Origin of the sequence: Cupriavidus sp. HPC(L), from assembly GCF_000307735.3 — a bacterium.
GTDB lineage: Bacteria > Pseudomonadota > Gammaproteobacteria > Burkholderiales > Burkholderiaceae > Cupriavidus.
The window spans coordinates 1-11,158 of the sequence record NZ_AMPR02000066.1 but is presented as its reverse complement, the minus strand read 5'-3'; the positions used below and the strand labels follow the sequence as shown (position 1 = coordinate 11,158).

At 68.3% G+C, this 11,158-nt stretch carries 8 protein-coding genes; 2 read left to right on the top strand and 6 right to left on the bottom strand.

The features are described 5' to 3' along the window. The 3 genes from flhF to flhB all read right to left on the bottom strand — a co-directional run. Window positions 1-1,107: flagellar biosynthesis protein FlhF (flhF, locus tag B551_RS05535; RefSeq protein WP_023263638.1), on the bottom strand; the 1,107-nt coding region annotated here is incomplete at its 3' end. Window positions 1,108-1,573: 466 nt separating this feature from the next. After that, complete coding sequence (gene flhA, locus B551_RS05530) at window positions 1,574-3,664, bottom strand: flagellar biosynthesis protein FlhA (protein ID WP_006577570.1); 2,091 nt, start codon at window positions 3,662-3,664, stop codon at window positions 1,574-1,576. Further along, complete coding sequence (flhB, locus tag B551_RS05525; RefSeq protein ID WP_006577572.1) at window positions 3,661-4,803, bottom strand: flagellar biosynthesis protein FlhB; 1,143 nt, start codon at window positions 4,801-4,803, stop codon at window positions 3,661-3,663. Before flhB ends, flhA begins: the two co-directional genes overlap by 4 nt. Window positions 4,804-5,149: 346 nt before the next feature. Here flhB and B551_RS05520 point away from each other — a divergent pair, with 346 nt between their 5' ends. Both B551_RS05520 and B551_RS05515 read left to right on the top strand, forming a co-directional pair. Further along, window positions 5,150-7,249, top strand: coding sequence for a hypothetical protein (locus B551_RS05520; protein ID WP_006577573.1), 2,100 nt, complete (start codon window positions 5,150-5,152; stop codon window positions 7,247-7,249). Window positions 7,250-7,276: 27 nt separating this feature from the next. Next, the gene (locus B551_RS05515) at window positions 7,277-9,358 is read left to right on the top strand and encodes a hypothetical protein (RefSeq protein WP_157071916.1); all 2,082 of its coding nucleotides are present in this window, start codon (window positions 7,277-7,279) and stop codon (window positions 9,356-9,358) included. A gap of 74 nt (window positions 9,359-9,432) precedes the next feature. On the opposite strand, the gene cheZ is transcribed toward B551_RS05515, so the two are convergent. The 3 genes from cheZ to B551_RS05500 all read right to left on the bottom strand — a co-directional run. Further along, the gene (gene cheZ, locus B551_RS05510) at window positions 9,433-10,071 is read right to left on the bottom strand and encodes a protein phosphatase CheZ (RefSeq protein WP_006577575.1); all 639 of its coding nucleotides are present in this window, start codon (window positions 10,069-10,071) and stop codon (window positions 9,433-9,435) included. Window positions 10,072-10,081: 10 nt separating this feature from the next. Then, a complete protein-coding gene (gene cheY, locus B551_RS05505; RefSeq protein ID WP_006577576.1) occupies window positions 10,082-10,477 on the bottom strand; it encodes a chemotaxis response regulator CheY in 396 nt (131 codons plus the stop codon). A gap of 77 nt (window positions 10,478-10,554) precedes the next feature. Further along, window positions 10,555-11,158, bottom strand: a 604-nt coding sequence (locus tag B551_RS05500) for a chemotaxis protein CheB (protein WP_043437558.1), incomplete at its 5' end; no start/stop codon positions are given.

Sequence of the window (11,158 nt, the reverse complement as noted above, 5' to 3'; positions counted from 1 at the left end):
GCCGCGCCGCGGCATCAGGAAGGCGCGCTCGACCAGCGCGTCGCCGCGCGCCAGTTCCAGATGCTCCGGCACGCGCTGGCCGGTCGACGCGTAGAACACCGGCAGCCGGTGCCGGATCACGACGTCGAGCACCGAGCCCAGATGGGTGGCCTCGTCGAGCTTGCTGATGATGCAGCCGTCGATGCCGGCGCCCGGCGCGGCATCGTGGCGGTAGGCGTGCACCACCTCGTTGAGCGTATCGCCGTGGCTGGCGCCATTGAGCAGCAGCACGCGCTGCACCGGCGCCGGCGCGCCGGCCAGCATCGCGATCTGCTCGGACAGGTTGCGGTCGCGCTGGCTCATGCCGACGGTGTCGATGATCACCAGATGCTTCTGCGACAGCGCGCCCAGCGCGAGACGCAGATCCGACGCATCCTTGACCGCGTGCACCGGCACGCCGAGGATGTCGCCGTAGATCCGCAGCTGCTCGTGCGCGCCGATCCGGAAGGTGTCGGTGGTCAGCAGCGCGAGCTTGTCGGCGCCATGCTTCAGCACGAAGCGCGCGGCCAGCTTGGCGGTGGTGGTGGTCTTTCCGACCCCGGTGGGGCCAACCAGCGCCAGCACGCCGCCCTGGCCGAACAGCGCGTCCTCGTCGGCCAGCACCGGCACCTTGCTGGCGATCTCCTGGCGGATCCAGCCCATCGCGGCCGGACGGTCGTAGCCGGCCGGCAGCCGCGCCAGCAGCGTGCGCGCCAGTTGCGCGGAAAAGCCCGCGCCGACCAGCCATTCGAACAGCGACTCGCGCAGCGGATCGGCCGCGGCGGCCGGCACGGCAGGGACCGCGATGCCCGACAGCTGCCGCTCGATCAGCGCGCGCATCGATTGCAGTTCGCCGCGAATGCCGTCGATGTCCTCCGCGGCCGCGGCCTGGATCGGCTCGCGCAGCGGCGGCTGGAACCGAGGCGCGCTGTCCGAGATCGCGCCCAGATCGGTATCGCGCATGGCCACGATCTCGACGCCGCCGTCGACGGTGCGGTTGGACAGCACCACGGCGTCCGGCCCCATGGCTTCGCGCACCTGGCGCAAGGCTTCGCGGCCGTTGGCCGCCACAAATTTGGCTACGCTCATGTTTCGCGACCCTTGTTTCAGCGGGATCCAGCGGCACCGCCGCTCGTGGCAATCATTCGATGTTCGGTTGTCCGGCACCGCGGCATCGCTGGCCGCGATGGTGTCGGCATGCGGCCGACGGGCACAGGCCGGTCTGTTCTCGCGTGGTGGCGACGGACGTCTCGCGCAGGAAGGAGGGAGCGGGACGTTGCGGGGATCGCCGCATTCGGCTATCGACACCACGTGGCGAAGCGGCAGCCGGCCTCTTCGACGTGTCGATTATGCGAGCGGGGGTCTCGTGCTATTGGGCTGAATAGGCGGGGGATTGCGGCGCTATTTGGACGATGACGGCGCCGCACGTCCTCGTCTCCGGGTTAACGGCAGCGCCCAGCAATTATTTCGGCCCCTGATGAGAAACAGGCGACAGGGAGTGCTCCTGTCGCCTGCGATCGCACCGCGGCTGCGGCGCCGGCCCCGACGATCCAACTCAGCCCGCGCCGCCGATCATCGCGGTAATACGGATATTGCGGTTGTCCGGCACCTCCGCGTGCGACAGCACCCTGAGCTGCGGCATGGTCCGCCGCAGGAAGCGGGACAGCAACGGCCGCAGCGCATGCGGGACCAGCAGCACCGGATCGAGGCCCATCTGCTCCTGGCGGGCCACCGCGGCCTGCGCCTGCTGCACCAGCGCATCGGCCAGGCCGGGCTCGATGCTGCCGCCCGAGTTCAACGCCTGCGACAGCACGCGCTCGAGGCCGGCATCCAGGCCGATCACCTGCAGGTCGGCACCGTTGGGGAACCACTGCTGCGTGATCGCGCGGCCCAGCGCCATGCGCACCAGCGCGGTCAGCTCGTTGGGGTCGCTGATCTTCGGCGCATGTTCGGCGATCACATCGAGGATCGTGCGCATGTCGCGGATCGGCACACTCTCGTCGAGCAGGTTCTGCAGCACCTTCTGCAGCGACGTCAGCGTGATCGTCTTGGGCACCAGGTCCTCGGTCAGCTTCGGCGAATCCTTGGCGATACGGTCCAGCAGCGCCTGCACTTCCTGGCGGCCCAGCAGCTCGGCCGCGTGCTGGTGGATCAGATGGTTCAGGTGCGTGGCGACCACGGTGCTGGCGTCGACCACGGTATAGCCGAGCGCCTGCGCCTGTTCCTTGATGCCGCTGTCGATCCAGACCGCCGGCAGGCCGAACGCCGGATCGCGCGTCGGCGTGCCGGGCAGCGTGCCGCTGACCTGGCCCGGATCGATCGCCATCCATTGGCCGGGCACGGCCTCGCCGTAGCCGATCTCGACGCCCTTGAGCGTGATGCGGTAGGCGTTGGGCTTCAGTTCCAGGTTGTCGCGGATATGCACCACCGGCACCAGGAAGCCGACCTCCTGCGCGACCTTCTTGCGGATGCTCTTGATCCGGCCCAGCAGCTCGCCGTTCTGCGCGCGGTCGACCAGCGGAATCAGCCGGTAGCCGACTTCCATGCCGAGCGGATCGACCAGCGTGACGTCGTCCCAGGTCGCCTCGGTGTTCTCGTTGGCCAGCGCGGCGGGCGTACGCTCTTCGCGCTTGGCGGTTTGCTTGGCAGCCAGCTGGCGCTTGCTGACATAGGTACCGAACCAGACCAGCCCGCCGGCCAGCAGCAGGAAGGCAATGTGCGGCATGCCGGGGATGATGCCCAGCAGGCCGATGATGCCGCCGGTCAGGTACAGCACGCGCGGATCGGAGAACAGCTGGCCGGTCAGCTGCTCGCCGACGTCCTGGTCGTTCGACACGCGCGAGACGATGACACCGGCGGCGGTCGAGATTACCAGCGCGGGGATCTGAGCAACGAGGCCGTCGCCGATGGTCAGCAGCGTGTAGTTGCGCACCGCGGTCGAGAAGTCCAGGTCGTGCTGCACCATGCCGACCACCATGCCGGCGAACACGTTGATGAACATGATCAGCAGGCCGGCGATCGCATCGCCGCGCACGAACTTGCTGGCACCGTCCATCGCGCCGTAGAAGTCCGATTCCTGCGCGACCTCGGCGCGGCGCTTGCGCGCGCCCTCTTCGTTGATCAGGCCGGCGTTCAGGTCCGCGTCGATCGCCATCTGCTTGCCCGGCATCGCGTCCAGCATGAAGCGCGCGCCGACCTCGGCGATCCGGCCCGCGCCCTTGGTGATCACCATGAAGTTGATCACGACCAGGATCGCAAACACCACGATGCCGACCGCGAAGTTGCCGCCGACCAGGAAGTGGCCGAAGGCCTCGATCACCTTGCCGGCCGCGTCGGGGCCGGTATGGCCCTCGAGCAGCACCACGCGGGTGGAGGCGACGTTCAGCGACAGCCGCAGCAGCGTCGAGAACAGCAGCACGGCCGGAAACGCGGCGAAGTCCAGCGGACGCTGCGTGTACATGCCGACCAGCAGCACCATGATCGACAGCGCGATATTGAAGGTGAACAGCAGATCGAGCAGGAATGGCGGCAGCGGCAGCACCATCATGCCGAGGATCATCACGATCAGCAGCGGCCCGGCCAGTGCCTTCAGCTGGCCGGCGGACTGCCCGCCGGGCAGTCGGAACAGCGAGTTCAATGCATTCATGCGCGGCTTTCCGGTACGGCAAGTTCATCGGGCACCGGCAGGCCGGTCGGGGCTTCGGGCAGCGGCCCGTTGGCGTGGTGCCAGTGTTTCAGTTGGTAGACCCAGGCCAGCACCTCCGCCACGGCGGTGTACAGCCCGGAAGGAATCTCGTGGCCCAGCTCGACATGGCGGTGCAGCGCGCGCGCCAGCGGCGGCGCGGACAGGATCGGCACGCGATGCTCGGCGGCCAGCTCGCGAATGCGCGCGGCGACCTCCTCGGTGCCCTTGGCGACCACGCGAGGCGCGCCCATGCGGCCTTCCTCGTAGCGCAGCGCCACGGCGAAATGGGTCGGGTTGGTGACCACCACGTCGGCCTTGGGCACCTCGGCCATCATCCGGCGCCGCGCCATCTGGCGTTGCAGCTGACGGATCCGGCCCTTGACGTGCGGGTTGCCCTCGCTTTCCTTGTGCTCCTGCTTGACCTCTTCCTTGGTCATGCGCAGCTTCTTGAAGTAGTCCCAGAATTGCCAGGGCACGTCGATCGCGGCCACCAGCAGCAGCGAACCGGCGGCCAGCGCGCAGCACAGCAGCACCAGCTCGAGCAGGCGCAGCAGCGCCTCCTGCACCGGCGCGTTCATCAGCGCCACGGCGTCCGGCAGATGGCGCCACAGCACCCAGAAGCCGATGCCTCCGACCAGCAGCGACTTGGCGACGGCCTTGGTCAGCTCGACCAGCGACTGCGCGGAGAACAGCCGCCCCAGCCCCTTGAGCGGGGACAGCCGGGAGAAATCGGGCAGCAGCGACTTGGTCGAGAACAGCCAGCCGCCGAGCACCATCGGCGCCAGCAGCGCGGCGACGGCGAACAGCAGCAACAGGGGCAGCACCCCCAGCAGCGATTCCCACACCAGTTGCGCGAAGCCGGACAGCATGCGGGCCGGATCGTGCGCCACGGCGGGCTCGAACGACAGCGCGGCGCGCATCACGGTATCGAGCTTGCGGCCGAGCATCCCGCCCAGGCCCCACAGGCCTGCCACGCCGGCCATCAGCATCACGAAGGTGCCGAGCTCGCGCGAACGCACCACCTGCCCTTCCTCGCGCGCCTTTTCCAGGCGCCGGGGTGAGGCGGGTTCGGTTTTCTCGAGATCGCTTTCTTCGGACATGGCCGCTCCGTGGCGAAGCGGCATGCCGCCCTTCGACGGGGTCGATTATCGGAGCGGGGGAGCGCCGCCATTAGGGGAAATAGGCGGGGGATTGCCACGCTATTTGGCCGATGGCAGAGGCGCGCGGGCACGCAGCGCCGCGAGAACGGTTCGATCACAGAGGTTAACGGCGGTCCTGCGGGATTCTTTCGGGATGGCGGCGCGCCGGCGAGCGATTGCGGTAAATCCGGGGCAATTCGAAAAGAGCCGGTGATGGCATGCCGCTATGGTGCCCGGCTCGATCCCTTGTCCGGCCGGGGCGGGCCACACCGCAGCGCGAAAGCGCGGCGACACGACGGAGGCAACCATGCCCTTCCAATTCCTTATCTCTTCATCCGGCGAAGCGATCGCCGCAGCCCACGCCAATCCCGAGCCGGCGCAACATGCCACCGGCAATGGCACCCTGGCCCAGGGCGCCGGGCGCATCGCGCTCGATACCCTGCCCGAATGCATGCTGCGCCAGATCGTCGAGCGGCTGCGCGGCGCGGCCATCGTGGCGCTGTCGCGGACGTCCAGGCGCATGCATGGCCAGCTCGATCGCGACTTCGTCGCACCCGTCCGACTGCGCGAGCGATTGAAGTGGATCGTCTCGAACTCGGCGTTCCAGCGAGCGCTCGGCGACATCGCCCAGCTGGCCCCGGCGGATCGCTGTTCGCTGTTGAACCGGATGCCGGTCGAACAGCTCCATCCGGCCATCCAGATGCGCGCCGATATGGCCCGGTTCGCACTGCTCCACACCGACGCGCCAGGGCCAACTGCGCGCGCGCCGCACGGCGGCACCCATCGCGCGCCGCTTGTTGACATCGCGCAGCGGCCGGTCCCGGCCCTGCTCGATATCGCGCTGGCCCTGGACGCGGACGCACGCGTCCCGGCGCTGACCGGCCTGGCCGCCAGGGCGTCGAGGAACAAGGAACGATGGCGCGACCTGCTCGAAGGCATGCTGGCGGCTGCCCACGAGCGCAAGGGACGCGCCGGCGTGGCCAGCCTGGCCGAACGCGTGCAATTGCTGACGGCGGTCGCCGAGGCACTGGCCGATCCGTCGCGTTATGTCGTGCGGATGGCGTGCCGCGCGTCGCTTTGGCATCGCGTCTTCGACGAAGCCCGGGCGTTACCGCCGGCAGCGCGGCCGCCGATCTGGCTGGCGCTGGCAGCAAGCGCGGCATGCGACTTCGCCGCTGCGTTGGAACAGGACATGCCCGCCGAGCCGCGCGACACCTGTTGGTACCGCATCATCGGCGCGATCGGCAACCAGATGCCGGCGGACCAGGCCAATGAGGCCCTGGTCGCCATGCTCGACCGGATCGACGGGCTCGACGAGATCACCTCCAGGCCGGCGCCCTATATCGCCTTGATGGAAGCGGCAAGCCGGCTGCCCGACGCGCTCGCCGTCCTCGTGATGAACCGGGTGGTCGAGCAGGCGTTCCGCATGAACTCCGTAGCGGTTTACGAGCGGATCTGGGAGGCGGTATTCGGGGCGTCGCGCGGGCTCGAGCCCGCGCTGCAACAGCAGGTCCTGGTCGCGCTCGGCCAGCGCTTGCCGGACGCCGACGGTCGTCTGCAACGCTGGTTCGCGCTGAGCGACCGCGTTGCCGCCCTGCCACGCGCGCTGCGGCGCGAGCCGTTGCTGGCCATGGTCGATGCGGAGCTGAGCACGGACGTGCCGGCCGGCTTCGCGGTACCGCGCCTGATGGGCTTACTTGAGGAACTCGATCTGGACGATCGGCCCACGTTGCTGTCGGGCCTGCTCCAGGTGTATGACGACGACCCCCGCCATTGGTCCGATATGGTCAACGCGGCGGTCGATCTGCCGCGGCGCATGCGCCGCGACCCCTTCGCCGCGATCGCGCACAAGCTGCTGGTCACGCGCGAGCCGTTGCCCGACACACCACCGCCGCAGCGAGCCGACGACACTGCCGCGGCCGCACCAGGCGATGTCTCGCTCGCGGCCTGGCCCGTCAGCGAGCGTCAGGCGCGGCGACAATTCACCGAGCTGCTGGGCATGCTGACGTGGGCGGATCGCGGCTTCGTATTGATGGCCATGGCGCCTTACGCCTCCGTCCACCGATTTACCTGGCTGATCGACGAAGGGCTGTACTTGCCCCGCAGCGGACGCCACGAAGTCAGGCTGTTCACGACGCTGGCGGAACGCGCCACGCGGCTCACCGAACCGCGCGACGCCGCGCAGATACTGCCGGCGCTCGCCACGGCGATTCGCACGTTGCAACCGGACCAGTGCGCCTCCGCGTTGTACTGGCTGCACGATGCCTGCCAGAAGGCCGACATGATCCACCTCTTCGCGCCGGTATGGGCGCATTTCCATGCGTCGCTGCCAGTCGAGGATGAGCCACCGGCCGCCGACGGCAATCGGCTCAAACGCAAGGCACGGGACCGGCCAGCCGATGCGTGAACGGCGCGAAATCCCATCCCAGGCGCCATGCCTTCCCTTCTGATCGCCCTGTCTGCCGCCATGCCACTGACCGCTACGCCCCCTTCCCCTGCCACCGCACACCCTGAAGGCCTCGGCACCAACGACCATGTGCTCGAATATGTCGCCACCTGGCTGCACAAGGCCGACAAGGTCCGGCTGGCCCGGGTCAATCGCCATATCCATGCCGTGATGGAGCGGCTGTTCACCGCTCCCGCCCGGGTCAAGGACCGCATCCGATGGACCCGCTCGCTGACACAGCTGCATGCGCGCTGTGCGGAAATCGCGGCACTGCCCAAGCCATGGCATGCGGCTCTCCACGAGCGCCTGTTCCAGTGCGTCACGACGCGATGGAGGATCCTGGACGACGAAGCCAGCCGCATACTGGCACCGTTTCGCCCCGCCGTGGCTGCTGGCACCCGCATCCAGCATGCCGGTCGTCCCGCTTTCGTGACCGACATGCTTGCCCTCCCGCTGGGCGATTGCAGCCGGGCACTGGCCGCTTGCGTGTCCGACAGCAAGGGCAGCGTTCTGGCGGAAATGCCGCTGCGGCAATGGCTGGCCATCGCGGACGATGCACCGGACGAGCAGGACGCCATCGCGCTGCTGGCCGCCATCGGCACCTACGCCAGCGCTCCCGATCGCGCATCGGGGACGCGCTGGCTCGAGACGCACGCCTGCCTGTTCGAGCGGCAACAAGCCCTGGCATCGCGAGGCGAGCCCGCGTGCGCGCTTCGTACGAAGCTGCTGTGCGCATCGGCACTTGGCCTGGAGGAGGCGAATCCTGGCGATCTTCTTGGAGTGACGGTGGCCGATCGCCGCGCGCGCTGGGATGCGCTGCTCCATTGCGCCACCGAGCTGCCGGCGCAGTCATGCGCCGAGGTATTGATGGCACTAGGTCGCAGCGTGCGAATGGATGCCACGCATCCGCTGCCGGAGACATCGCTGCCGCGCTGGCGATCGCTGGCCGACATCGCGGTACAACGGCTGCGGCCCGCCGACGCCGCACGCGTGCTTCTCGGCATGGTCGCCCACGTGGTCGAGCCTGAGGAGCGATGCGCCATCGCGGACAGCGGCATGGCGGCCTACCTCGCGGATTGCGCCATGCGTCTCGATGCATCGCTGTGTGTCGAGCTGTGCGAACACCTGCTGTCGATCGCGGACCAGGCCGAGCGGCTGGAGAGCGTCTGGTCCACCGTATTTCGTCTGGCCGATGCGGCGCGCGACATGTCGGTCAAGGCCAGATTGGCAAAGCTGCTGGCTTTCCGGGTCGATGCGATGGACACACGGCCGGCCGATTCGACACGTCGGTGGAACCTGGTGCATGGGCTCATCAAGGACTGGCCGCCGGGTGTCCGCGAAGCGCTGCTGCCGTCGATGGTGTGCAACCTGGGCCGATGGCATGCCGATCCGGAGGGCGCGGTATCGGCCTATCTGCAGCTGGCCACGGATGTCTCCGACCGCGGCAAGGCGTCCGCGCTGGCGGGCGCGATCAAGACGCTTGGCGCCCATCCCCGTTATTGGGACTTGCATCTCGCGCGCGTGTCCGCCTTGCCGGCCCCGGTCCGACACAAGGCAGTGGAGCCCCTGGCCAGGAGCTTGTTCAACGTCATGTCGGGCAGCGGCGAGATGTGGCGCGATGCCGTCCGAAACGGGCACCTCGTCACCATCGACGTGGTTCGCGAGCAACTGGAGCGACTGCTGGACATGCTGACGCCGGGACAGCGTGGTGCCATCCTGCTCGACCTCACTTCAGCGGCCACGTACACCCGTTGGACCTGGAACGCCGAGGTCGCATTGTGGCTGCTGGCACAGGTTCGCAAACTGCTCGCGCACCATCAGCTGCCCGGCCAGCAGCGGCACGAGATCGTCATCGTCACCGCTCTGGCCCGCTGGGCCGCGGACGCGCGTGACGAAACAGGCGTCGACACGGTGTATCCGCCCCTGCTGAACGCCATCGAAGCGCTGCACCGCGAGGCGCGCGGCGGCGCCGTGCACGGCCTGCTTCGCGGCATCGGTGCGACGGCGTGGCGCGATCGGGTCTGGGCGCTGTACGACACGCTGCCGGCAGCCGACAGGACGATCGGCTGAACGCACCGCCGTTCGCGTACAGGCGTACAGGCGTTCAGGCGTTCAGGCGTTCAGGCAGTCACAGGTTCGGAAGCTCAGAAACCCAGGCTCGCCAGCAGATCGTCGACCTGCGACTGGTCCGATACCACGTCGTGCTTGCCTTCCGGATTGACCTGCGGTCCGTTCATCAGCGTCGCCGGGCCGGTCTCAACGCGGCGCTCGGCCGGGACATTGTCGATCAGCATCTGCAGCAGCTCCTGCTCCAGCGTCTGGATCATGTCCATCATCTTCTTGATGACCTGGCCGGTCAGGTCCTGGAAGTCTTGCGCCATCATGATCTCGAGCAGATGGCTGCCGGTGGCGCGGGCCTGCGTCGGCACCTCGGTCAGGAACGACCGCGTGTCGAGCACCAGCTCGCGCGCATCCGCCAGCTCCACCGGCCGCGCGAACCAGTCCTCCCAGCGCTTGTCGAGCGCCTCGGCCTGCTTCTCCAGGTCGGCCTGGATCGGCTGCGCCAGCTCGACCGCGTTCAGCGTGCGCTCGGCCGCCTTCTCCGTCATGTTGGCGATGTAGCTCAGACGGTCGCGCGCGTCGGGGATCGCCTGCGCCGCGCGCTCGATCTCCTTGTCCAGGCCCAGCTCGCGCATGCTGTCGCGCAGCATGCGGGTCAGGCTGCCGATGCGCTGGATGATCTGCTCGGCGGACTCGATATTGATATTCGACGTGGTGGACATAGCGGCTGCCTCAAGCCCCTTCCTTGGCGATCTTCTCGAAGATCTTGGTGATCTTCTCGTCCAGCGTCGCCGCGGTGAACGGCTTGACCACATAGCCATTGGCGCCGGCCTGCGCCGCCGCGATGATGTTTTCCTTCTTGGCCTCGGCGGTCACCATCAGCACCGGCGTCTTCGCGATCGCCGGATCGGCGCGAATGCCCTGCAGCATCGTCAGGCCGTCCATGTTGGGCATGTTCCAGTCCGAGACCACGAACTGGAAGCTGCCGTCCTTGACCTTCTCGAGGCCGGCGGCGCCGTCTTCGGCTTCCTCGACGTTGGCGAAACCCAGCTCCTTGAGCAGGTTGCGGATGATACGGCGCATGGTCGGGAAGTCGTCGACCACCAGGATCTTCATGTTCTTGTCCACTCTACGGCTCCATTACGGTTGTGGATGATTGCGTCTATCCGGACGCGCCGCGCAGCCGCGGCGCATCCGCGTGGTTTTCAAACGCGCTGCGCGCGGGTACCGAAGGTAGCCAGCCGCGCCATCACGCGCTGGCTCATCGCCGACAGCGGCACCACCTCGTGCGCGCCGCCGGCGGCGATCGCCTCCTTCGGCATGCCGAACACGATGCAGCTCTGCTCGTCCTGCGCCAGGTTGTAGGCGCCGGCCTCGCGCATCCGCAGCATGCCGCGCGCGCCGTCGCGGCCCATGCCGGTCAGGATCACACCGATGGCGTTCTTGCCCGCATGCACGGCGGCCGAGTCGAACAGCACGTCGACCGACGGCCGATGCCGGTTGACCGGCGGGTCCTGCGACAGGTGCGCGACATAGTTGGCGCCGCTGCGCGCCAGCAGCAGGTGCTGGTCGCCCGGTGCGATATAGGCATAGCCCGGCAGCACGCGCTCGCCATGTTCCGCCTCCTTGACCTTGATGCGGCACAGGCCATCGAGCCGCTGCGCGAACGAGCGCGTAAAGCCGGCCGGCATATGCTGGACGATCAGCACCGCGGGCGCGTCGGGCGGCAGCGGCATCAGGAATTCCTTGATGGCCTCGGTGCCGCCGGTGGACGCGCCGACGATGATCAGCTTCTCGGTCGACAGCAGC

Excerpts from the sequence above, each read along its gene's own strand:
- cheZ (WP_006577575.1), bottom strand. The coding sequence starts at position 10,071 with ATGTCCACCACGTCGAATATCAATATCGAGTCCGCCGAGCAGATCATC.
- flhA (WP_006577570.1), bottom strand. The coding sequence starts at position 3,664 with ATGAATGCATTGAACTCGCTGTTCCGACTGCCCGGCGGGCAGTCCGCC.
- B551_RS05515 (WP_157071916.1), top strand. The coding sequence starts at position 7,277 with ATGCCTTCCCTTCTGATCGCCCTGTCTGCCGCCATGCCACTGACCGCT.
- flhB (WP_006577572.1), bottom strand. The coding sequence starts at position 4,803 with ATGTCCGAAGAAAGCGATCTCGAGAAAACCGAACCCGCCTCACCCCGG.
- B551_RS05520 (WP_006577573.1), top strand. The coding sequence starts at position 5,150 with ATGCCCTTCCAATTCCTTATCTCTTCATCCGGCGAAGCGATCGCCGCA.